19 protein-coding genes and 1 pseudogene are annotated in these 22034 nt (G+C 64.2%); 14 read left to right on the top strand and 6 right to left on the bottom strand.

What is annotated here, in order from left to right; translation table 11 throughout:
* Positions 1 to 9 precede the first annotated feature (9 nt).
* From IVB28_RS24790 to IVB28_RS24745, 10 genes and pseudogenes are all read left to right on the top strand, one after another.
* Positions 10 to 885: a phosphoribulokinase gene (locus IVB28_RS24790; RefSeq protein ID WP_247529676.1), complete on the top strand. Its 876-nt coding sequence runs from the start codon at positions 10 to 12 to the stop codon at positions 883 to 885.
* Positions 886 to 919: 34 nt separating this feature from the next.
* A complete protein-coding gene (gene tkt / locus IVB28_RS24785) occupies positions 920 to 2938 on the top strand; it encodes a transketolase (protein ID WP_247529675.1) in 2019 nt (672 codons plus the stop codon).
* 12 nt (positions 2939 to 2950) lie between these two features.
* Positions 2951 to 4036: a class II fructose-bisphosphate aldolase gene (gene fba, locus IVB28_RS24780; protein ID WP_247529674.1), complete on the top strand. Its 1086-nt coding sequence runs from the start codon at positions 2951 to 2953 to the stop codon at positions 4034 to 4036.
* A gap of 31 nt (positions 4037 to 4067) precedes the next feature.
* Positions 4068 to 5528, top strand: coding sequence for a form I ribulose bisphosphate carboxylase large subunit (locus tag IVB28_RS24775; protein ID WP_247529672.1), 1461 nt, complete (start codon positions 4068 to 4070; stop codon positions 5526 to 5528).
* An 11-nt stretch (positions 5529 to 5539) separates the two neighbouring features.
* The gene (locus IVB28_RS24770) at positions 5540 to 5947 is read left to right on the top strand and encodes a ribulose bisphosphate carboxylase small subunit (protein ID WP_247529671.1); all 408 of its coding nucleotides are present in this window, start codon (positions 5540 to 5542) and stop codon (positions 5945 to 5947) included.
* A gap of 99 nt (positions 5948 to 6046) precedes the next feature.
* Positions 6047 to 6979 (top strand): CbbX protein, encoded by a 933-nt coding sequence (gene cbbX / locus IVB28_RS24765; protein WP_247529670.1) that lies wholly within the window; start codon positions 6047 to 6049, stop codon positions 6977 to 6979.
* The gene (gene rpe / locus IVB28_RS24760; RefSeq protein ID WP_247529669.1) at positions 6976 to 7680 is read left to right on the top strand and encodes a ribulose-phosphate 3-epimerase; all 705 of its coding nucleotides are present in this window, start codon (positions 6976 to 6978) and stop codon (positions 7678 to 7680) included. The genes cbbX and rpe overlap by 4 nt, the downstream gene beginning before the upstream one ends.
* 31 nt (positions 7681 to 7711) lie before the next feature.
* Positions 7712 to 8235 (top strand): annotated as a pseudogene (locus tag IVB28_RS24755) (EAL domain-containing protein); the annotation flags it as partial.
* Between the two features lie 637 nt (positions 8236 to 8872).
* The gene (locus IVB28_RS24750; RefSeq protein WP_247529668.1) at positions 8873 to 10420 is read left to right on the top strand and encodes a Do family serine endopeptidase; all 1548 of its coding nucleotides are present in this window, start codon (positions 8873 to 8875) and stop codon (positions 10418 to 10420) included.
* A 273-nt stretch (positions 10421 to 10693) separates the two neighbouring features.
* The gene (locus IVB28_RS24745) at positions 10694 to 11056 is read left to right on the top strand and encodes a hypothetical protein (RefSeq protein WP_247530163.1); all 363 of its coding nucleotides are present in this window, start codon (positions 10694 to 10696) and stop codon (positions 11054 to 11056) included.
* Positions 11057 to 11068: 12 nt separating this feature from the next.
* Here IVB28_RS24745 and IVB28_RS24740 read toward each other — a convergent pair whose 3' ends face one another.
* Both IVB28_RS24740 and IVB28_RS24735 read right to left on the bottom strand, forming a co-directional pair.
* On the bottom strand, positions 11069 to 11365 hold the full coding sequence (locus tag IVB28_RS24740; protein ID WP_247529667.1) for a DUF6496 domain-containing protein: 297 nt from the start codon (positions 11363 to 11365) through the stop codon (positions 11069 to 11071).
* Between the two features lie 87 nt (positions 11366 to 11452).
* Positions 11453 to 11647, bottom strand: coding sequence for a DUF3072 domain-containing protein (locus IVB28_RS24735; protein WP_247529666.1), 195 nt, complete (start codon positions 11645 to 11647; stop codon positions 11453 to 11455).
* A gap of 114 nt (positions 11648 to 11761) precedes the next feature.
* Here IVB28_RS24735 and IVB28_RS24730 point away from each other — a divergent pair, with 114 nt between their 5' ends.
* From IVB28_RS24730 to IVB28_RS24720, 3 genes are all read left to right on the top strand, one after another.
* The gene (locus IVB28_RS24730) at positions 11762 to 11941 is read left to right on the top strand and encodes a hypothetical protein (protein WP_247529665.1); all 180 of its coding nucleotides are present in this window, start codon (positions 11762 to 11764) and stop codon (positions 11939 to 11941) included.
* A gap of 59 nt (positions 11942 to 12000) precedes the next feature.
* Entirely contained in the window at positions 12001 to 12210 is a 210-nt protein-coding gene (locus IVB28_RS24725) for a hypothetical protein (protein WP_247529664.1), read from the top strand.
* A 174-nt stretch (positions 12211 to 12384) separates the two neighbouring features.
* Positions 12385 to 12945 (top strand): type 1 glutamine amidotransferase domain-containing protein, encoded by a 561-nt coding sequence (locus tag IVB28_RS24720; protein ID WP_247529663.1) that lies wholly within the window; start codon positions 12385 to 12387, stop codon positions 12943 to 12945.
* Between the two features lie 71 nt (positions 12946 to 13016).
* Here IVB28_RS24720 and IVB28_RS24715 read toward each other — a convergent pair whose 3' ends face one another.
* The gene (locus IVB28_RS24715) at positions 13017 to 13265 is read right to left on the bottom strand and encodes a hypothetical protein (RefSeq protein ID WP_247529662.1); all 249 of its coding nucleotides are present in this window, start codon (positions 13263 to 13265) and stop codon (positions 13017 to 13019) included.
* 95 nt (positions 13266 to 13360) lie between these two features.
* The gene (locus IVB28_RS24710; RefSeq protein ID WP_247529660.1) at positions 13361 to 13618 is read right to left on the bottom strand and encodes a hypothetical protein; all 258 of its coding nucleotides are present in this window, start codon (positions 13616 to 13618) and stop codon (positions 13361 to 13363) included.
* A gap of 141 nt (positions 13619 to 13759) precedes the next feature.
* On the opposite strand from IVB28_RS24710, the gene IVB28_RS24705 reads away from it, so the two are divergent.
* Positions 13760 to 13981: a hypothetical protein gene (locus IVB28_RS24705; RefSeq protein WP_247529658.1), complete on the top strand. Its 222-nt coding sequence runs from the start codon at positions 13760 to 13762 to the stop codon at positions 13979 to 13981.
* Between the two features lie 197 nt (positions 13982 to 14178).
* On the opposite strand, the gene IVB28_RS24700 is transcribed toward IVB28_RS24705, so the two are convergent.
* A complete protein-coding gene (locus IVB28_RS24700) occupies positions 14179 to 15669 on the bottom strand; it encodes an HWE histidine kinase domain-containing protein (protein WP_247529656.1) in 1491 nt (496 codons plus the stop codon).
* Positions 15670 to 15682: 13 nt separating this feature from the next.
* Positions 15683 to 21979, bottom strand: a complete 6297-nt coding sequence (locus IVB28_RS24695; protein ID WP_247529654.1) for a HAMP domain-containing protein — start codon at positions 21977 to 21979, stop codon at positions 15683 to 15685.
* Positions 21980 to 22034: the final 55 nt, after the last annotated feature.

Raw genomic sequence — 22034 nt, 5'->3', positions numbered from 1 at the left:
AGGCGTCCGATGTCCAGGAAGCATCCGATCATCTCCATCACCGGCTCCTCCGGCGCCGGCACCACCTCGGTCAAGAAGACGTTCGAGCAGATATTTTTTCGCGAGAAGGTCAACGCCGCCTACATCGAGGGTGACGCCTTCCATCGCTACGACCGCGCCGAGATGCGTACGCAGATGGCGAAAGAGGCCGATCGCGGCAACAAGCATTTCAGCCATTTCAGCCCCGAGACCAATCTGTTCGAGGAGCTGGAGCGCGCGTTCCGCGACTATGGCGAGAGCGGCACGGCGACGACGCGGCATTACGTGCATGATGCCGAGGAGTCCACGCTGCATGGCGCGGCGCCCGGCACCTTCACCGACTGGAAACGGCTGCCGGAGAATTCGGACCTGCTATTCTACGAGGGCCTGCACGGTGCCGTCGTCACCGACAAGGTCAATGTCGCGCGCTATGCCGACCTCAAGATCGGCGTCGTGCCCGTCATCAACCTCGAATGGATTCAGAAGCTGCACCGCGATCGCAGTGCGCGCGGTTATTCGACCGGGGCGGTCACGGACACCATCCTGCGGCGGATGCCGGATTACATCCACTACATCTGCCCGCAATTTTCCGAGACCGACATCAACTTCCAGCGCGTGCCGACGGTGGACACCTCCAATCCGTTCATCGCGCGCTGGATCCCGACGCCCGACGAATCGATGGTGGTGATCCGCTTCAAGAATCCGCGCGGCATCGACTTCCCCTATCTGCTCTCGATGTTGCCGCAGAGCTGGATGTCGCGCGCGAATTCGATCGTCTGCCCCGGCGCGAAACTCGACCTCGCGATGCAGCTGATCCTGACCCCGCTGATCATGCAGCTCATCGAGCGCAAGCGAAGCATGAAGTGATGACGCGCAACAACGACAACAATGGGAGGACCCGATGAACATCTCGGTTCATGCCGAAGCCGACCTCAACGCGGTCACGCACAATGATCTCGCCAACGCCGTGCGCTTCCTCGCGGTTGATGCCATCGAGACGTCGCAGTCGGGCCATCCCGGTCTGCCGATGGGCATGGCCGATGTCGCGACCGTGCTGTTCTCGCGCTTCCTGAAATTCGACTCGGCGCATCCGAACTGGCCGGACCGCGATCGCTTCGTGCTGTCGGCGGGCCATGGCTCGATGCTGCTCTATGCGCTGCTGCATCTGACCGGCGGCGATGTCAGCCTCGACGACATCAAGGCCTTCCGGCAATGGGGCTCGAAGACGCCGGGGCATCCGGAATACGGCCATACGCCGGGCGTGGAAACCACGACAGGGCCACTGGGACAGGGGATCGCGACCGCGGTCGGCATGGCACTTGGGGAGCGGATGGCCAATGCGCGGCATGGCGACGGCCTGGTCGATCACTTCACCTATGTCATCGCGGGTGACGGCTGCCTGATGGAGGGCCTCAGCCAGGAAGCGATCTCGCTCGCGGGTCATCTGCAACTCGGCCGTCTGATCGTGCTGTTCGACGACAACGGGATCTCGATCGACGGGCCGACCTCGCTGGCGACGTCCGACGACCAACTCGCGCGTTTCGCTGCCTCCGGCTGGTCGGTGCGCAGCATCGACGGACACGATTCCGAAGCGGCCGCGCAGGCGATCGCCGAAGAGCGGGAGACCGCAAAACCGTCGCTAATCGCCTGCCGCACCATCATCGGCTACGGCGCGCCTGATAGACAGGGCACCGAGAAAGCCCATGGTGCGCCGCTCGGCACTGAGCAGACCGCGGCCGCGCGCCGGACGCTGGGCTGGGAATATCAACCCTTCGTGGTGCCGATGCCGATCCTGAAGGCATGGCGAATGATCGGGCAGCGCGGGCAGGTGGATCGGCTCGCCTGGCTCGATCGCTACGAGGGCGCGACGCCCGAGCAGCGCGACATGTTCGTCGAAGGCAAGGTGGTCGCCCTGCCGGGTGCCTATGCGCTGGCCGCGGCGAAGCTGCGCGAACGCTTCGCATCCGAGCGTCCGAAACTGGCAACGCGACAGGCTTCGCAGCAGGTGCTCGACGGCATCGCCGGGACAATTGCCGGCCTCGTCGGCGGCTCCGCGGATTTGACGCATTCGAACCTGACGCACGCCAAGGCGCAAGTCCCCGTCACGCGCGGGGCGTTCGCCGGCGACTACATCCACTACGGCATTCGCGAGCACGGCATGGCCGCCGCGATGAACGGCCTCGCGCTCCATGGCGGCTTCATCCCCTATGGCGGCACCTTCCTGGCCTTCTCCGACTACAGCCGGCCGGCGATCCGTCTTGCGGCCCTGATGCGGCTGCGCGTCATCCATGTGATGACCCACGACTCTATCGGTCTCGGCGAGGACGGCCCGACGCACCAGCCGGTCGAGCATCTCGCTTCGCTGCGCGTCATTCCGAACCTTCTGGTGTTCCGCCCCGCCGACGCGGTGGAGACGCTGGAAGCCTGGGACTGCGCGCTCAACTCCGAAGACCGTCCGTCCGTGCTGTGCCTGTCGCGTCAGGCGCTGCCGACCTTCCGTAGCGATGGACGCGGCAGAAACCGCGTCGCATGTGGCGCCTATCTCGTTGTCTCGCCGGACGGCGGCCGTGACGTGACGCTGATCGCAACCGGCTCGGAAGTCTCGATTGCACTGGAAGCCGCTCGCCTGCTCGCAACCGAGCACATCCGTGGGGCCGTGGTGTCCGCGCCGTGCTTCGCCTTGTTCGAAGAGCAGCCGGACGATTACCGCGCCACGGTGCTCGGCAGCGCGCCGCGCGTCGGGATCGAGGCGGCCGTAGCCGGCGACTGGGCGCACTGGATCGGCACTGAGGGCGAATTCGTCGGCATGCGCGGCTTCGGTGCGTCGGCGCCGGCGCCCGTGCTCTACCGCGAATTCGGCATCACTCCGCAGAGCATTGCGGAAGCCGCCCGCCGCGCGATCGCTCGCAAGAGACAATAAGGAGGACTCCTCGTGGCCCGTATCACACTTCGTCAACTGCTCGATCACGCCGCCAGCCACGGTTATGCAGTGCCGGCGTTCAACATCAACAACATGGAGCAGGGCATCGCGATCATGCAGGCTGCCGCCGAGGTCGATGCGCCCGTGATCATGCAAGCCTCGCGCGGTGCTCGCAGCTACGCCGGCGATATCATGCTCTCGCACATGATCGACGCGCTGGAGCGGACCTATCCGGACATTCCGCTCTGCATGCACCAGGACCACGGCAATGACGAAGCGATCTGCGCGTCCGCCATTGCCCACGGCTTCACCTCCGTCATGATGGACGGCTCGCTCAAGGCCGACGCCAAGACGGCGGCTGATTACGACTACAACGTCGCAATCACCCGACGCGTCGTCGACCTCGCGCACTGGGTCGGCGCGTCCGTCGAAGGCGAGCTAGGCGTGCTTGGCTCGCTCGAACACGGCGGCGGCGAGCAGGAGGATGGCCACGGCGTCGAGGGTAAGGTCAGCCACGACCAGCTCTTGACCGAACCCGACCAGGCGGTCGACTTCGTTCGGGCCACCAAGGTCGATGCGCTAGCGATCGCGATGGGCACCTCGCACGGCGCCTACAAGTTCAGCCGCAAGCCTGATGGCGACATCCTGGCAATGCGGGTGGTCGAGGAGATCCATCGCCGCCTGCCGAACACGCATCTGGTGATGCACGGCTCCTCCTCGGTGCCGCAGCCGCTTCAGGACATGTTCAACCAGTTCGGCGGCGAGATGCCTCAGACCTGGGGCGTGCCGGTCGAAGAGATCGTTCGCGGCATCAAGAGCGGCGTGCGCAAGGTCAACATCGACACAGATTGCCGCCTCGCGATGACCGCGATGTTCCGCAAGGTCGCAGCGCAAACACGCTCCGAGTTCGATCCGCGCAAATTCCTCAAGCCCGCGATGGACGCGATGCGTGAACTTTGCCGCGAACGTTTCGAACAGTTCGGCACCGCGGGCCACGCCAGCAAGATCAAGGTCATTCCCTTGAGCGAGATGGCACGGCGCTACCGCGCCGGCGAACTCGATCCGCGCGTCGACGCCCGCGAGCCCGTCGCGGCCTAATCATTCAGAGAGAAAACAGCAGGAGAGAGCCATGAACGCACATGCAGGCACAGTCCGCGGCAAGGAGCGCTATCGCTCCGGTGTGATGGAATACAAGCGCATGGGCTATTGGGAGCCCGACTACACGCCAAAGGACACAGACGTGATCGCGCTGTTTCGCGTCACGCCGCAGGAAGGTGTCGATCCGATCGAGGCGTCGGCAGCAGTCGCCGGTGAATCCTCGACCGCGACCTGGACTGTGGTGTGGACCGATCGGCTGACCGCGGCGGAAAAATACCGCGCAAAATGCTACCGCGTTGATCCGGTCCCGGGCACTCCGGGCTCGTACTTCGCCTACATCGCCTATGACCTCGATCTGTTCGAGCCGGGCTCGATCGCCAACCTCTCGGCCTCGATCATCGGCAACGTGTTCGGCTTCAAGCCGCTCAAGGCTTTGCGTCTCGAAGACATGCGCTTCCCCGTCGCCTATGTGAAGACGTTCCAGGGGCCGGCGACCGGCATCGTGGTCGAGCGCGAGCGGCTGGACAAGTTCGGCCGGCCGCTGCTCGGTGCGACGGTGAAGCCGAAGCTCGGGCTTTCGGGCCGCAACTATGGCCGCGTGGTCTATGAGGCGCTGAAGGGCGGGCTCGATTTCACCAAGGACGACGAGAACATCAACTCGCAGCCCTTCATGCACTGGCGGGATCGTTTCCTGTACTGCATGGAAGCCGTGAACCGCGCGCAGGCCGCTTCCGGTGAGGTGAAGGGCACGTACCTGAACATCACCGCGGGCACGACGGAGGACATGTACGAGCGTGCCGAGTTCGCCAAGGAGCTCGGGTCGTGCATCGTCATGATCGACCTCGTGATCGGCTACACCGCGATCCAGTCGATGGCCAAATGGGCGCGGCGCAACGACATGATCCTACATCTGCATCGCGCCGGCCACTCGACCTATACGCGGCAGAAGAGCCATGGCGTGTCGTTCCGCGTCATTGCCAAGTGGATGCGCCTTGCTGGCGTCGACCACATCCATGCCGGCACGGTGGTCGGCAAGCTGGAAGGCGACCCGAATACCACGCGCGGTTATTACGACGTCTGCCGGGAGGACTTCAATCCGGCCAAGCTCGAACATGGCCTGTTCTTCGACCAGTCCTGGGCGAGCCTCAACAAGATGATGCCGGTGGCCTCCGGCGGCATCCATGCCGGCCAGATGCACCAGCTGCTCGACCTCCTGGGCGAAGACGTCGTCCTGCAGTTCGGCGGAGGCACCATCGGCCACCCCATGGGCATTGCGGCCGGCGCGATCGCCAACCGCGTGGCGCTAGAAGCGATGATCCTCGCCCGCAACGAGGGCCGCGATTACGTCCATGAAGGTCCGGAGATCCTGGCCCGGGCGGCCGAGACCTGCACGCCGCTGAAAGCTGCGCTCGAGGTCTGGAAGGACGTGAGCTTCAACTATGAATCCACCGACACGCCGGACTTCGTGCCGACCGCGCTCGAAACCGTTTGAGGAGATTTGACATGAAGCTGACCCAAGGCTGCTTCTCGTTCCTGCCCGATCTGACCGACGATCAGATCACCAAGCAGGTGCAGTATTGCCTGACCAACGGTTGGGCCGTGAACATCGAGTTCACCGACGATCCACATCCCCGCAACACCTATTGGGAGATGTGGGGCCTGCCGATGTTCGATCTCCAGGACGCCGCCGGCGTGATGATGGAGCTCGCCGAATGCCGCAGAGTGTATGGCGACCGTTACATCCGCCTCAGCGGCTTCGACTCCAGCCATGGCTGGGAATCCGTGCGGATCTCCTTCCTCGTCAACCGGCCGCCGCAAGAGGCCGAGTTCGAGCTGGTGCGGCAGGAAGTCGGCGGCCGTGCGATCCGTTACACCACCGCGCGCCGGCCGGCCGCGCACGCGTCAACCTAAGTCATCCTCCTCCGCGCGGAGCACTCCCTGCTCCGTTTCCTTGGCGGACCACTGCTTCGCCGCTCCCAGGCGGCGAAGCTCTTTTCTTCGAGGGTAGCCATGCTGGACGTTCCCCACGCAAAGACAACTGAGCCCGGCGAGACCAATTTCGATCTCCGCAAGGAGGCCGAAGAGGCCGGCATCACCGGCACGCTGCACCAGCTCGAGCAGGAGCTGATCGGATTGAAGCCCGTGAAGGACCGCGTGCGCCAGATCGCCTCGCTCTTGCTGATCGAACGTATCCGGCAGCGCGCGGGCCTGGCCTCCGCGCCGACGACGTTGCACATGTCGTTCACCGGCAATCCCGGCACCGGCAAGACCACCGTCGCGCTGCGCATGGCCAAGATCCTGCACGGTCTCGGCTTCGTGCGGCGCGGGCAGGTGATCTCAGTCACGCGCGACGATCTCGTCGGCCAATATATCGGCCACACCGCGCCGAAGACGAAGGAGATCCTGAAGAAGGCGATGGGCGGCGTGCTGTTCATCGACGAGGCCTATTATCTGCACCGGCCGGACAACGAGCGCGACTACGGCCAGGAGGCGATCGAGATTCTGCTTCAGGTCATGGAGAACCAGCGCGAAGATCTGGTCGTAATCCTTGCCGGCTATGGCGAGCGGATGACGAAATTCTTCGCCTCCAATCCCGGCTTCCGTTCGCGCATCGCGCATCACATCGAATTTCCTGATTATGCCGAAGCCGAGCTGCTCGTCATCGCCGAGTTGATGCTGAAGGAGCGCGGCTATCGCTTCTCGGCGGCGGCGCGCGAGGCGTTCGAGAGATACATCGCGCTGCGCCGGACGCAGCCGTTCTTCTCGAATGCGCGCTCGATCCGCAACGCCGTCGACCGCATCCGGCTGCGGCAGGCCGATCGCCTGGTGTCCGATCTCGACCGCATACTCGATGTCGTCGACCTCGAAACCATCGACCCCATGGACGTCCTGGCGAGCCGCGTCTTCAGCGGCGGCGCCGATGCGGGGGGTGCAAAGCCATGACCAGAGAGATCGTAATCGCTCCCTCAATTCTCGCGGCGGATTTCGCCCGCCTCGGCGAGGAGATCGCGGCAATCGACGCGGCCGGCGCCGACTGGATTCATTGCGACGTCATGGACGGGCACTTCGTGCCGAACATCAGCTTCGGCGCCGATGTCATCAAGGCGATCCGGCCGGTGACGAAGAAGATCCTGGACGTGCATCTCATGATCGCGCCTGTCGATCCATATCTCGAAGCGTTCGCGAAGGCCGGAGCTGATATCATCACGGTGCATGCCGAAGCCGGCCCGCATCTCGACCGCTCAATCCAGGCGATCCGTGCGCTCGGCAAGAAGGCCGGCGTCAGCCTGTGTCCGGCCACTGCCGAGAGCGCGATCACCTATGTGCTCGATCGCGTCGATCTTGTGCTGGTGATGACAGTCAATCCAGGATTTGGCGGCCAGTCCTTCCTCGAATCCCAGCTCGAGAAAATCGAACGGATCAAAGTCATGATCGGCGACCGGCCGATCCGGCTCGAGGTCGACGGCGGTGTCACGCCCGACAATGCCGCTGCGGTGGCAGCGGCAGGCGCCGATACGCTGGTAGCGGGATCCGCAGTGTTTCGCGGCAAGAGCAAGGCGGCCTACGCCAACAGCATCGCGGCCATTCGCACCGCCGCGGAGGCCGGCAGAGTTCCAAAATTGCAGACTGCGCTCATCCCGTAGGCTACGGGATACAGCCGGATTTGCTGCGCCGGGCTTCGTGCCGCCGGACCAGTTCATTCCGCTGGCCGAGGAGAACGGGCTGATCGTCCAGATCGGTCAATGGGTCTTACGCGAAGTGTGCCGCGAGGCGGGGTCGTGGCCACGGCCGTTGCAGGTGGCGGTCAATCTGTCGCCGGTCCAGTTCCATTCCAGCGACCTCGAAGGTTCGATCCACCAGATCCTGCTAGAGACAGGGCATACCCCGACGCGGCTCGAGATCGAGATCACCGAGGGTGTGCCGATGGGCGATTTCACCGGCGCGCTCAATCTGCTGCGGCGGCTGAAGGCGCTCGGTATCCGCATCGCGATGGACGAGTTCGGCACCGGTTATTCCTCGCTGTCCTATCTGCAGTCGTTTCCGTCCGACAAGATCAAGATCGATCGCAGTTTCATCTCCAATCTCGAGGCGACGCCGCCATCGGCCGAGATTGTCCGCATGGTCCTGAGCCTTGCGCACGCGCTGAAATCCCGGTCATTGCCGAAGGGGTGGAGACGGAAGCGCAGCGTGCCTTGGTGCGGGAGGTCCGAGCGTCAGTCGATACTTGTTTGGAACTTTGGCTCGGACATACATTTGCTAATAACAGAGCCGAGACGAGGCGCGTTGTGGGCGCAGCAAATCTTTTGCACAACCGCCATCAGCCTGACGCAAATCGGGGCAATAAGCTTTGCAAATGCGAGGGAGGGTCTCATGGAGAACGTACGTCGCTACCGGGCGCTGGCGTCCCTCTGTCGCCAGCAGGCGGCCTACCGGCCGCTTCAGAACTGGGAACTCCTTGGCCAGGCTGAACATTTTGAATACCTCGCCGAGGTCGAGCTCAAGGCGCATTTCGATGCGTGCAATGGGCAACACGACGAGGGCGCCGCAGCGCCCGCGACGTGGGAGACCCCGGTCGCGGCGTGACGGCGCCGGGCCGGCTCGGCTCAATGCGACATCGCGTCGGGACCGTCATGGCTTCCAGCTTGACCGGGTGATGCCGCCGAGAAACGCGCTCCTGCCATCGCGAATGGCGTAGTTGCCGATCACCAGGAGATCGAGGCCCTCGTCGGCCGTCGCACATTCTTTGCCAAGATTTAACCGGACGGACGGGACGCCGTAAGGTGACGATGTCCATGTTGGCTGCAAGGCGACAGCTTCCAACACGGACATCTCGACATGAACGATCGCGTCAATTCCGACACCACGACGTCCCACAAGATCTTGAGGCCGCGCCGGCTCGCGCTGCTCGGTACCGTGGCCGCGCTCGGCTCGGCCGTGCTGGCGGCTGCTCCCGGCTCTTCGCCGTTCGGTCCGAACGCCCTCATTGCCCCGGCCCAGGCCGCGGAATCCGCGACGACGCCGCCGGGTTTTGGTGACCTCGTCAGCAAGGTCAAGCCCGCCGTCATCTCCGTGCGGGTCAGGATCGACCAGGACAACGACAAGAGCGCCATGCTGCAACAGAACCGGATGGATTCGGACGAGGACGCTCCGTTCGATCAGTTCTCACCCCAGTTCGGCTTCCGTGGCCCAGGCGGCATGAATGGCATGCCGCGCCAGCGCCATCAGATGGTCACGGGCGAAGGCTCCGGCTTCTTCATCTCCGCCGACGGCTATGCCGTGACCAACAACCACGTCGTCGACCATGCCACCTCGGTGCAGGTGACGATGGATGACGGCACGAGCTACACCGCCAAGGTCGTCGGCACCGATCCGAAGACCGATCTCGCGCTGATCAAGGTCGATGGCAAGAAGGACTTTCCGTTCGTCAAATTCGCCGACCAGAAGCCGCGCGTCGGCGACTGGGTGGTCGCGGTCGGCAATCCCTTCGGTCTCGGCGGCACCGTGACCGCCGGCATCGTCTCGGCCAGCGGCCGCGACATCGGCAATGGTCCTTATGACGATTTCATCCAGATCGACGCGCCCATCAACAAGGGCAATTCCGGCGGCCCGGCCTTCGACATGAACGGCAACGTGATCGGTGTGAACACCGCGATCTTCTCGCCCTCCGGCGGCTCGGTCGGCATCGGCTTCGACATTCCGGCCTCGACCGCAAAACTCGTCGTCGCGCAGCTGAAGGATAAGGGCGCGGTCACCCGCGGCTGGCTCGGCGTGCAGGTGCAGCCGGTCACCGCCGAGATTGCCGACAGCCTCGGCCTGAAGGAGGCGCGCGGCGCCATCGTCGACAGTCCGCAGGACGGCAGCCCGGCGGCCAAGGCCGGCATCGAAGCGGGTGACGTCATCACCGCCGTGAACGGCACCGCGATCAAGGGCTCCCGCGACCTCGCCCGTATCATCGCGACCCTGGCCCCCGGCAGCTCGGTGAGGCTCGACGTCTTCCACAAGGGTGGGGCCACGACGCTGACGCTCGCACTCGGCGAGTTGCCGAACGGGCGGCAGGCCCAGGGAAATGGCAGTGCGGACGAGGGCAAGGGGCAGCCGAACGCCGGCACACCGCGTCTCGGGCTCAGCCTGGCTCCGGCGGGTGACGTCCAGGGCGCAGGCCAGAAGGGTGTTGTCGTCACCGAAGTCGATCCGCAAGGGCCGGCGGCACAGCGCGGCATCCAGACCGGCGACGTCATCCTCGACGTCGGCGGCAAGGCCGTCGCCAATGTCGGCGAGGTCCGCTCGGAGCTGGCGCAGGCCAAATCGTCCGGCAAGCGGAGCGTGCTGTTGCAGGTCAAAAGCGCGGAGGCGACGAAGTTCGTGGCGGTGCCACTCGCCTGAGGCGAACATCGATCGGCCAAGATCAAAAAAGGCGGCCCTCGGCCGCCTTTCCGTTGGCCTTCAGAATGCAAGGAGGGTCGTCGATAACATTCTCGTTAGCGGCAGGGATGGTGACCCGGTTCATACGAAAAAGCCGTGTTCGCCCCGCACAGTTCGCCTGTGCAACTCTGTTGCGGCAACGATGCCGCCGAGGACCGGGTTGCAGGCGTGGAACTTCGAACCATCGGCCGCTTTGTGGAACTGGCCGGTGGTTCGGATTTGATCGGTGCCGACATGGATCGATTGAAGCTCTCGCTGACAGGGGCGCTGCTCGCGGCCCCGTTCGTGCTCTGGGGCGGAAACGCGCTCGGTCGTGATGACGGCCGCTACGCGGACTCACCCCTCAAGCCATGGTTCGACAGCCTGCGCAGCCACCTCGGACCGTGCTGCTCGGACGCCGATGGCTTTGCCGTCGCCGATCCCGACTGGGAGTCGCACAACGGGCATTATCGCGTGCGTCTCGACGGGGAGTGGGTCGAAGTGCCTGATGCAGCCGTCATCACCGAGCCGAACCGCGCCGGCCGTACCATGGTGTGGCCGGTGAAGACAGCCTTTGGGGTTTCGATCCGCTGCTTCATGCCGGGCAGCATGATCTGAGACAGGTCAGCCTCAACGCTTGCTGGATTTGCGCTTCGACGATTTCTTCTTCGCGGTCTTCTTGGTCGTACTCTTCCTCGTCGTCGTCTTCTTGGACGCTTTCTTCTTCGAGGCCTTCTTCGGGACCTTCTTGCCCTTCTTGCGCGCCTTCGACAGTCCGATCGCGATCGCCTGCTTGCGACTCTTCACGCGTCCGCCACGACCTTTGCGACCGCTCTTTGCCGTGCCCTTCTTGTAGCGCTTCATCTCGCTTTCGACATCGCTGCCGGCGCTGCGCGAGTAGCGGCGCTTCTTTGCCTTCCGTGCCATGCATGTTCTCCCTTGGCCGAGGAGAACCGTTCGGCCCAGCCATGGTTCCGAAAGCTGTGCACCCGACATTCCGGGCGCATGCGCAGTCTAAAAGGAATTTGCCAGCTCGATCTCCGCTTCCAGCAGCTGGATGCGCCGCGCGGCCTCGGTGAAGGACAGATCGCGCGCATATTGTGCAGGCTGATAAGCCTCATTGCTCAGCCGCTTCAGCCTCAGCCCCTGTGCCCGGGTCATCTGCTCGGTGAGGAAGACCCTGGCGTCGTATTTACCTTGAACCTGCATCTGGCTTCTCCGTGCTGAATCCTGGCTTGACTATATGTTCTTATTTTGTTCTAACAAGCCATGGACAATAGAATTAATGAAATTCGACGCAAAATCAGTGCCTTGAGGCTGGAGATGGCCGATTTCGAGGCCGTCGTCCGCGATCGCATCAACGGCGATCGCGATTGCACCCAGCAGGCCCTGGCGCAGATGGATTTGCGCCGGAGGATCAATCTATTGGTCGGCGAATGGAAGGCTGCCGGCGGCGTCGACGTGCTGCCTGACGTCCGCGGCCGGATGCGCCTTCGCTCGTGAAGACAGTCGGCAATCCCGAGCGCGCGAACGCACGGCGCTGAAAGCTTTGAGGAGGCGCCATGGAGGAAGGCCCGGACGCTTACCGGATCTTGAGGTTGCGCGCCGAGATTCTCGAATTGGGCTCTGCCATCCGGCAATTGCAGCGCGCGGGTCTCGATGATGCTGCGGCCCAGCTTCTAATCGGACGCAAGCGGGCGCAGCTCGATCATCTCGTGAAGATGAATTCCGCGGGCAGCGAGCCCGATACTCCCGGCATCCGGCGCAGCTAAGCGCGCCTGCGAGCGACACGCTGGAGGCACCGATGCCGCCCGCGATTTGGCTACGTGAATGTTCCTGCAGCCGATGAGGCGTGCTGCACATCCCCGTGAGCAGCCGACTGGATTGCGGAACGGAAGCGGGGACGGCCGATTGACCGGACTCCTCCCACATCGATGGAGCGTTCCATGGACCTCAAAGGCAAGACCATTGCCATTCTCGCAACGAACGGCTTCGAGCAGTCGGAACTGGAAGTGCCGCGCGACCGTCTGAAGCAGGCCGGCGCAACGGTTCACGTGATCTCGCCAGCGGCCGGCGAGATCAAAGGCTGGGACAAGAAGGATTGGGGCCGGCCGGTGACGGTCGACAAGACGCTCGATCAGGCTTCCAGCAGCGACTACGACGCCTTGGTGTTACCAGGCGGACAGATCAATCCCGACCTTCTTCGCGTCGAGCCCAAGGCATTGTCGTTCATCAAGGACATCTTCAATGCGAAGAAGATCGTTGCCGCCGTATGCCACGCGCCATGGCTCCTGATCGAGACGGGCATCGCCAAGGGTCGCAAGATGACGTCATACAAATCGGTCAAGACCGACGTCATCAATGCCGGGGCGAGCTGGGAGGACTCGGAGGTCGTGGTGGACCAGGGCATCATCACCTCGCGCAATCCCGGCGACTTGGAGGCGTTCAGCGCAAAGATCATCGAAGAGGTGAAGGAGGGACGTCATCTGCAGCGCAGCGCCGCCTGAGTGGCAGCAGCTCTACCGCAAAGAAAAAGCCCCGCGTCGCCGCGGGGCTTTTGATTGAGTGGGCGCCTGACTCACTTGGTATTGCTGATGCCCTTGCTGCTCTTGTTCGTCATGGTGCCGCCCTGGTCCGAGCCGGGACCGGAGCCGCCCTGGCCGGACGGGTCCGCGCCCTTCGACGATTTGGTGTTGGCGCCGGTGGTCTGCGATGACGACATCGAGGATCCGTGTTTCGCCTTGTGTGACTTGGCCTGGGCGGCGAGCGGTGCGGCGGCGAGGCCGGTTGCCAACATTACGGTGAGAGCAAATTTGGTCGTTGTCATGCGAGAGACTCCCTGAGCTAATTTGACGCAGGCAGCCAACCGCCATTTGCCGCAGGAGTTCCCAACAAAAGCATCTGCCTTGCATGAGGCACGCTTCAGGATTGCTTGTCCTCGGCGAGGATGAAAACGACGCCCGTGAGGGTCGCGCCGATCGCGAACGTCGTCACCAATGTGAGGACGAAAACGATCGCGGCCTGACGTCCACCGTGATGGAGCAGGCTGGCGACGGCGGGATTGCACAGGATCAGCGCGAGGCTGAAGGCGAGGCCGAGGGCTGCGCCCATCATTGTATGCGTCATCAGCTTGATGAGGCCGGCAGGAGAGACCAGGTCCGACGACTTTCTTGCGCGCATGGGGAGTGCATCCCGAACTGGCATGCAAACGCAGGCGGCCGTCGCCGGTTCCAAATAAATGAAGGAATTGTCATCAGCGGCTTCATCGGACGTTCATGCCGGTCTTGCCAGGATGAGCGCCATCAAAACGGGACATTCGACATGGGTAAGGTAGTCTTTCTGTACCGCTCACTGGCCTATCGCAACGCCGCCGCGGACATTCTGCGCAAGGCCCGCAAGCTGCCCCGCGGCGCGGAACGAAGCGCGGCTCGCCGCTATGCCAGGGCGCTACGCGATCTCGCCCGAACCGAAGCCTGGCTTGAGGGCCGGGTCGCGCGCGAACCGCGGATGGAGCAACGTATGATGAGCGCGGCGTCCGCCTAAAGCGCTGCGATCAGGATGAATCGCCATCGCGCTTTAGGCTGTTGTTTAAGCATGATCTTTTCGGAAAACCGCTGCGCACTTTTCCGGATCATGCCTTAGGGCTTTCGCCATTCCGATCGAATCGAAGCGGAAGCTCTCGAGCCTCGTCTCGACCCGTTTTCTCGACGCGAAACGATCGCCGCTTCGCTGGAAACGGTCTAACCGGATGCGCGCTGCAATTCGGCGGAGCTGGCGTCGTCGAATTTACCGGATGTGGTCGTCGCCGCCATCTTGCGTGTCAACGGCACCTCCAGACGGCACAACAGGCCCTCGGCTCGCCAATCGAACCGCGCCTGTCCACCGAGCTGGGACTCGACGCTCGCAAGCAGGCTCCGGGTGCCGAAGCCGCGAGATTTGGGGGGCATGACGAGCGGACCGCCGGATTCCTCCCAGCTCAGCGTAAGCACTTGATCCTCCACCTGCCAGCCGATCGTCAGCCGTCCCGACCTGGTCGAGAGGGCGCCGTACTTGGCCGAATTGGTGAAGAGCTCGTGCAGCGCGAGCGCCAGCGTCTGGGCCGTGGCCGGCAGCAACTGGACCTCCGGACCCGCCAAGATGATCTGGCCGCCGAGCGAATAGGGCGCAAGCTCCTCGTCGATCAGCCTGGAGAGCTCGGCGCCCTGCCAGCTCGACAGCGACAGGATGGTGTGCACGCGCGCCAGCGCATTGATGCGTCCCTCGACGGCGTTGACATAGGCCTTGACCTCGTCGGCACGGGTGAGGCGCACGATCGACTGCGCCAGTGCCAGCGCATTCTTGGCGCGATGATCGACTTCCCGCGCCAGCAGGTTTTGCCGTTCCTCGGCGCGCTTGCGTTCGGTGATGTCCACGGTGACCCCGCTCACGCGTACGACGCGACTGCTATCGTCGACCGTCGCTGCCGCCGTGCCGACGCACCAGCGCACCTCACCGTCGGGCCTGATAATGCGGAATTCAGTCTCGTAGGCGCGCGCGCCCTTGTTGAATTCGGCGATCGCCTTGCGCAGTTGATCGACGTCATCGGGATGCAACAGCGCTTGAACGTTGGCCGGGTTGACCTCGAAGCTCTCGGGGCCGACGCCAAAGATGCGATATTGCCCCTCGTCCCACATCCAGTCACCGCTGATCCAGTCCCAATCCCAGGAGCCCATCTTGCCGGCGGCGATCGCCATGCTGCGCCGCTGCTCGCTTTCGCGCAGCCTCGCGGTGGAGTTCTCCAATTCCGCCGTGCGGGCGCGGACGCGATCCTCGAGCTCCTGGTTCAGCCGTTCGAGCTCGCGGGTCTTGCGGTAGAGTTCGGCAAACACCTTGATCTTGGCGCGCAGCACCTCCGGCACGACCGGCACCGGCACGTAGTCCACCGCGCCCATCTCGTAGCCGCGCAACCGGTCGATGTCGCTGACCTGAATGGCGGAGATGAAGATCATCGCCGTCTTCTGGAAGCGCGGATGCTCGCGGATCATTGCGGCAAGCTCGAAGCCGTCGAGCTCGGGCATGCAGACGTCGACCAGGATCACTGCGATGTCGGTCTTGAGCAGCAGCTCCAGCGCCTCGCGTCCGGACGAGGCGATCACGAGGTTTTCGCCGAGCTCCTTCAGGATCACCTCATAGGCGAGCAGCTTGGCCGGCTGGTCGTCGACGAGGAGGATGTTGACCTTTTCGTGGTCCATTCTCGGATCCAACTCAGCGGTGCAGCCACATGCGGATCGCAAGCAGCAATTGATCGGTGTTGACGGGCTTTGCGAGGTAGTCGGACGCGCCGGCTTCGAGGCATTTCTCCCGGTCGCCCTTCATCGCCTTGGCGGTCAGCGCGATGATCGGAAGGCGGGCGAAGGCCGGATTCTCGCGAATGACGCCAATGGTCTGGTAGCCATCCATCTGCGGCATCATGATGTCCATCAGCACGATGGCGATCTCCGGGTTGGACTCGACCAGGGTTACCGCTTCGCTGCCGGTCGTCGCAGTCAGCACCTTCATGCCGCGCCGTTCCAGCACGCTCGACAGCGCGAAGATGTTGCGGGCGTCGTCGTCGACGAGCAGTGCGGTCTTGCCGATCAGGTCCTCGTCGGAACTGTTCAGCTTCTCCAGCATGCGCTGCTTCTCGACCGGAAGTTCCGTGATGACGCGGTGCAGGAACAGCGCGGTCTCGTCGAGCAGGCGCTCGGGCGATTCCACGCCCTTCACCACGATGCTGCGCGCCATGGTGTGGAGTTCCGCATCCTCTTCCGCCGAGAGCTCGCGGCCGGTGAACACCACCACCGGAATGTTCGACAGCGCCTCGTCGTTGCGGATCTGGTCCAGTACCTCGAAGCCGCTCATGTCGGGCAGCCGCAGGTCGAGCACCACGCAGTCGCAGGGCGCCTCGCGCAGCGTCGAGAGCGCGCCTGCCCCCGTGTCGGTCGTTACGATCTCGATGTCGTCGTGGTGCAGCAGCTCGCGGATCGAGAGCTGCTCGGCCTCGTTGTCCTCGACGATCAGGAGCCGCTTGCGCCGCGGCCGTGCATATTCCTTGATCTGCGTCAGCGCGGCCGAGACGCCTTCGGTCGTCGTCGGCTTGTTGACGAAGGAGAACGCACCACGGGCCAGCGCATGCTGGCGGTCCTCGTCGAGCGTGATGATCTGCACGGGAATGTGACGGGTCAGCGGATTGTGCTTGAGCTGGCTCAGCACGGTCCAGCCGAGCATGTCGGGCAGGAACACGTCGAGCGAGACTGCTCGCGGCTGGTACTGCTTGGCAAGCTCCAGCGCCTCCGCGCCGCGGGCGGCGACCAGTACCTTGAATCCCTTGTCTCGCGCGAGATCGACCAGCACGCGCGCGTAATGCGGGTCGTCCTCGACGATCAGCAGGATGCTGTCGCCGGGCTCGATGCTGAGCCGGTCGTCGGGAAGCTGCTCGACGACGCGCTGCTGCTCCGGCGCGGTCGGCTGCAGCGCCGGCGGCTGGTTGTGTAGCAGTGGCGCAGGCGCCGCGCGGGGTGCGAGCGTCGGGCCGGAATATTTGAGCGGCAGATAAAGCGTGAAGCACGAGCCCTTGCCCGGCGAGCTGCGCAGATGGATCTCGCCGCCGAGCAGGCTTGCCAGCTCGCGGCTGATCGCAAGCCCAAGGCCGGTGCCGCCATATTTCCGGCTGGTACCAGCGTCGGCCTGCTGGAACGCCTCGAAGATCAGCTTCTGCTTCTCCACGGGAATGCCGATGCCGGTGTCGGACACCTCGAACGCGATCACGGCCGGCGCCGAGTTCAGTACCGGGTGATCGCTCCCCCAACCGCCGACCGCCCCGACGACCTTCAGGCGCACCTCGCCTTCGGCGGTGAACTTGAAGGCGTTGGAGAGCAGGTTCTTCAGGACCTGTTGCAGGCGCTTGGAGTCGGTGACGACGCTGCGGGGAAGGGCCGGATCGACCTCGATCTTGAACGACAGATTGCGGTTGTCCGCCTCGTGCCGGAACGGCCGACCGACGGTATCGAGCAGGTTCGCGGTCAGGATTTCCTCGGCATCGACCGTCACCGTGCCGGATTCGATCTTGGACAAATCCAGAATGTCGCTGATCAGATTGAGCAGGTCGGTGCCGGCGCCGTGGATGGTGCGAGCGAATTCGACCTGCTTGGCCGAAAGATTGCCGTCTGGATTGTCGGTGAGCTGCTGTCCCAGGATCAGGATCGAGTTCAGCGGCGTGCGCAGCTCGTGACTCATATTGGCGAGGAATTCGGACTTGTACTTCGAAGTCAGCGCGAGCTCGGTCGCCTTTTCCTCCAGGGCGCGGCGGGCCTGCTCGATCTCCTGGTTCTTGCGTTCGACCTCGACGTTGCGCTCGGCGAGCTGCTGCGCCTTCTGCTCGAGTTGGTCGTTGGTCTGCTGCAATTCGCGCTGCTGGGTCTGAAGCTCGCCGGCGAGCTGCTGCGACTGCTTGAGCAGACCTTCGGTCTGCATCGTGGCTTCGATCGAATTGAGCACGATGCCGATGGAGTCGGTGAGCTGCTCCAGGAACGTCATCTGCGAGGTCGTGAAGGAGACGAGCGAGGCGAGCTCGATCACGGCCTTTACCTGGCCCTCGAACAGCACAGGCAGCACGACGAGGTTCTTCGGCGCGACGCGGAACAGCGCCGAGTTGATCGGCATCACGTCGGAGGGAATGTCGCTCACAACGCGCGGCCGCTTGTCAAGGGCACACTGGCCGATCAGGCCCACGCCGAACTGCAGCACGCGCTGATAGGGATAGATGCCGTCGCTGGCATAGGAGGCCAGCAGCAGGAGCTGCGGATTGTCCTCGCTCTCGACTTGGTAGATCACGCCGGTATGCGCGTTCACCAGCGGCGACAGCTCGGTGAGCAGCAGCCGGCCGACGGTGGTGAGGTCGCGCTGGCCCTGGAGCATGTTGGTGAATTTGGCGAGGTTGGTCTTCAGCCAGTCCTGTTCGGTGTTCACGTCCGTCGTGAGACGGAGATTCGTGATCATCGTGTTGATGTTGTCTTTCAGCTCGGCCACCTCACCGCGGGCGTCGACCTGGATCGATCGCGTCAGGTCGCCCTTGGTGACGGCCGTCGCGACCTCGGCGATCGCGCGCACTTGCGAGGTGAGGTTGGCCGCGAGCAGGTTGACGTTGCCGGTGAGGTCCTTCCAGGTGCCGGCGGCACCCGGCACGTTGGCCTGGCCGCCGAGGCGGCCCTCGACGCCGACCTCGCGTGCCACCGACGTCACCTGATCGGCGAAGGTCGCGAGCGTCTCGGTCATGTTGTTGATGGTGTCGGCAAGCGCGGCGACCTCGCCCTTCGATTTCACGGTGAGGTTCTGCTTGAGATCGCCGTTGGCGACCGCGGTTACCACCTTGACGATGCCGCGGACCTGCTCGGTCAGGTTCGCCGCCATGAAATTCACGGTGTCGGTGAGATCCTTCCAGGTGCCGGCGACGCCTGGCACCTGGGCCTGACCGCCGAGCTTGCCTTCGGTGCCGACCTCGCGCGCGACGCGCGTCACCTCGCCGGCAAAGGCGTTGAGCTGGTCCACCATGGTGTTGATGGTGTTCTTGAGCTCGAGGATTTCGCCCTTCACGTCGACGGTGATCTTTCGCGACAAGTCGCCGCGCGCGACGGCGGTGGTGACCTCGGCGATGTTGCGGACCTGCGTCGTGAGGTTCGCTGCCAGCAGGTTGACGTTGTCGGTCAGGTCCTTCCACGTGCCGCCGACGCCGGGAACGACGGCCTGACCGCCGAGGCGGCCTTCGGTGCCGACCTCGCGCGCGACGCGCGTCACTTCGGCGGCAAAGGAGCGGAGCTGCTCGACCATGGTGTTCAAGGTGTCCTTGAGCAGCAGGATCTCGCCGCGCACGTCCACCGTGATCTTCTTCGACAGGTCGCCGCCGGCGATCGCGGTCGCGACTTCGGCGATGTTGCGGACCTGGGCCGTGAGATTCGAGGCCATGAAGTTGACGTTGTCGGTGAGGTCCTTCCAGGTGCCGGCGACGCCGGGCACTTCGGCCTGTCCGCCGAGCTTGCCTTCGGTGCCGACCTCGCGGGCCACGCGCGTCACTTCGCCGGCAAAGCCGTTGAGCTGGTCGACCATCGTGTTGATGGTGTTCTTGAGCTCGAGGATTTCGCCCTTCACGTCGACGGTAATCTTGCGCGACAAGTCGCCGCGCGCCACGGCGGTGGTCACTTCGGCGATGTTGCGGACCTGGGCGGTGAGGTTGCCCGCCATCGAGTTCACGCTGTCGGTGAGGTCCTTCCAGGTGCCGGCGACGCCGGGCACGTTGGCCTGACCACCCAGACGGCCTTCGGTGCCGACCTCGCGCGCCACGCGCGTCACCTCGCCCGCGAAGCGGTTGAGCTGGTCGACCATCGTGTTCAGCGTGTCCTTGAGCTGAAGGATCTCACCGCGCACGTCCACGGTGATCTTGCGCGACAGGTCGCCGCCGGCGATCGCGGTTGCCACTTCGGCGATGTTTCGGACCTGGGCTGTGAGGTTGCCCGCCATCGAGTTCACGGAGTCGGTCAAGTCCTTCCAGGTGCCGGCGACGCCCGGCACGCCGGCCTGACCACCAAGCTTGCCGTCGGTGCCGACCTCACGCGCGACGCGCGTGACCTCGCCGGCGAAGGCATTGAGCTGGTCCACCATCGTGTTCAGCGTTTCCTTCAGCTGAAGGATTTCGCCAGACACGTTCACCGTGATCTTCTTCGACAAATCGCCTTTGGCGACCGCGGTGGCGACCTCGGCGATGTTGCGGACCTGGCCGGTGAGGTTCGAGGCCATCGAGTTGACGCTATCGGTGAGATCCTTCCAGGTGCCGCCGACGCCGCGCACGACAGCCTGGCCGCCGAGCTTGCCTTCGGTGCCGACCTCGCGCGCGACGCGCGTCACTTCGCCGGCGAAGGCGTTGAGCTGGTCCACCATGGTGTTGATGGTGTCCTTCAGCTCCAAAATCTCACCGCGCACGTCGACCGTGATTTTCTTCGACAGGTCGCCGCCGGCGACCGCCGTCGTCACCTCGGCGATGTTGCGGACCTGTGCGGTCAGGTTCGAAGCCATCGAGTTGACGCTCTCGGTGAGGTCCTTCCAGGTGCCGGCGACGCCGAGCACGTTGGCCTGGCCGCCGAGCCGGCCCTCGGTGCCGACCTCGCGCGCCACGCGCGTCACTTCGCCGGCGAAGGCGTTGAGCTGGTCGACCATGGTGTTGAGCGTCTCCTTCAACTGAAGGATTTCGCCCGACACGTTCACCGTGATCTTCTTCGAGAGGTCGCCGCTCGCGATCGCCGTGGCGACGTCGGCGATGTTGCGGACCTGCGCGGTCAGGTTCGAGGCCATGAAGTTGACGTTGTCGGTGAGATCCTTCCAGGTGCCGGCTACACCGGGCACCTGGGCCTGGCCGCCGAGCTTTCCTTCCGTGCCGACCTCGCGCGCCACGCGCGTCACTTCCGAGGCGAAGGAGTTGAGCTGGTCCACCATGGTGTTGATGGTGTCCTTCAGCTCCAGGATCTCGCCGCGGACATCCACCGTGATCTTGCGCGACAGGTCCCCGCGCGCCACGGCGGTGGTGACGTTTGCGATGTTGCGCACCTGGGCGGTCAGGTTGCCGCACATCGCGTTGACGGAATCGGTGAGGTCCTTCCAGGTGCCGGCGACGCCGGGCACGATCGCCTGGCCGCCGAGCTTGCCGTCGGTGCCGACCTCGCGCGCCACGCGTGTCACTTCGGAGGCGAAGGAGCGGAGCTGGTCCACCATCGTGTTGATGGCTTCCTTGAGCTGAAGGATCTCGCCGCGGACGTCGACGGTGATCTTCTTGGACAGGTCGCCGTTCGCCACCGCGATCGTCACCTCGGCAATGTTGCGAACCTGGTTGGTCAGGTTGTTCGCCATCGAGTTGACGCTCTCGGTGAGGTCCTTCCAGACGCCGGTCACTTCCGGCACCTGGGCCTGGCCGCCGAGCTTGCCTTCGGTGCCGACCTCGCGGGCCACGCGCGTCACCTCGGAGGTGTACACGCCGAGCTGCTTGATCATGGTGTTGACGATGGTCGCCGACTGCAAAAACTCGCCGCGGAGCGGACGGCCGTCGACGTCGAGCTTGACGCTCTGGAGCAGGTCACCCTGCGCGACGGCGGCGACCGCGCGCGTCACCTCGCGCGTCGGCCACAACAAATCTTCGATCAGCGTGTTGACGGAGCCTTCCATATCGGCCCAGGAGCCGGAGGCGAGGCCGAATTTCACGCGCTGGCGCGTCTTGCCTTCCCGGCCCACCACCTGGCCGACCAGTTCGAGCTGCTGCGCCATGCGCTGGTTGGCGGCGATGATTTCATTGAAAGTGTCGGCGATCTTGCCGTCTGTACCGAGATAGTCGCCGCTCATCCGCACGGAAAAGTCGCCACTCCGCATTGCCTGCAAAGCGAGCAGCAATTCCGCCCGGGAATCCGGGTCTGACGTACCGTTGGTTTTTTGCTTTGGGACGCGACGACCGGAGCGTGATGCAGTTCCGGAATCGAGGTCGCTCATACTAATTCCCCCGCAGGCGTCGGCCGAATCCAGGCAAGACGCGTCTCGTCAAAAT

It is taken from the genome of Bradyrhizobium sp. 199 (assembly GCF_023073355.1).
GTDB lineage: Bacteria > Pseudomonadota > Alphaproteobacteria > Rhizobiales > Xanthobacteraceae > Bradyrhizobium.
The sequence above is the reverse complement of the archived record's forward strand: the minus strand, read 5'-3'. Positions and strand labels throughout refer to the sequence as shown.

Bases quoted from the DNA above. Each gene is read 5' to 3' on its own strand.
- IVB28_RS24790 (WP_247529676.1), top strand. From the start codon at position 10: ATGTCCAGGAAGCATCCGATCATCTCCATCACCGGCTCCTCCGGCGCC.
- tkt (WP_247529675.1), top strand. From the start codon at position 920: ATGAACATCTCGGTTCATGCCGAAGCCGACCTCAACGCGGTCACGCAC.
- IVB28_RS24775 (WP_247529672.1), top strand. From the start codon at position 4,068: ATGAACGCACATGCAGGCACAGTCCGCGGCAAGGAGCGCTATCGCTCC.
- IVB28_RS24770 (WP_247529671.1), top strand. From the start codon at position 5,540: ATGAAGCTGACCCAAGGCTGCTTCTCGTTCCTGCCCGATCTGACCGAC.
- cbbX (WP_247529670.1), top strand. From the start codon at position 6,047: ATGCTGGACGTTCCCCACGCAAAGACAACTGAGCCCGGCGAGACCAAT.
- rpe (WP_247529669.1), top strand. From the start codon at position 6,976: ATGACCAGAGAGATCGTAATCGCTCCCTCAATTCTCGCGGCGGATTTC.
- IVB28_RS24750 (WP_247529668.1), top strand. From the start codon at position 8,873: ATGAACGATCGCGTCAATTCCGACACCACGACGTCCCACAAGATCTTG.
- IVB28_RS24745 (WP_247530163.1), top strand. From the start codon at position 10,694: ATGGATCGATTGAAGCTCTCGCTGACAGGGGCGCTGCTCGCGGCCCCG.
- IVB28_RS24740 (WP_247529667.1), bottom strand. From the start codon at position 11,365: ATGGCACGGAAGGCAAAGAAGCGCCGCTACTCGCGCAGCGCCGGCAGC.
- IVB28_RS24735 (WP_247529666.1), bottom strand. From the start codon at position 11,647: ATGCAGGTTCAAGGTAAATACGACGCCAGGGTCTTCCTCACCGAGCAG.
- IVB28_RS24730 (WP_247529665.1), top strand. From the start codon at position 11,762: ATGGCCGATTTCGAGGCCGTCGTCCGCGATCGCATCAACGGCGATCGC.
- IVB28_RS24725 (WP_247529664.1), top strand. From the start codon at position 12,001: ATGGAGGAAGGCCCGGACGCTTACCGGATCTTGAGGTTGCGCGCCGAG.
- IVB28_RS24720 (WP_247529663.1), top strand. From the start codon at position 12,385: ATGGACCTCAAAGGCAAGACCATTGCCATTCTCGCAACGAACGGCTTC.
- IVB28_RS24715 (WP_247529662.1), bottom strand. From the start codon at position 13,265: ATGACAACGACCAAATTTGCTCTCACCGTAATGTTGGCAACCGGCCTC.
- IVB28_RS24710 (WP_247529660.1), bottom strand. From the start codon at position 13,618: ATGCGCGCAAGAAAGTCGTCGGACCTGGTCTCTCCTGCCGGCCTCATC.
- IVB28_RS24705 (WP_247529658.1), top strand. From the start codon at position 13,760: ATGGGTAAGGTAGTCTTTCTGTACCGCTCACTGGCCTATCGCAACGCC.
- IVB28_RS24700 (WP_247529656.1), bottom strand. From the start codon at position 15,669: ATGGACCACGAAAAGGTCAACATCCTCCTCGTCGACGACCAGCCGGCC.
- IVB28_RS24695 (WP_247529654.1), bottom strand. From the start codon at position 21,979: ATGAGCGACCTCGATTCCGGAACTGCATCACGCTCCGGTCGTCGCGTC.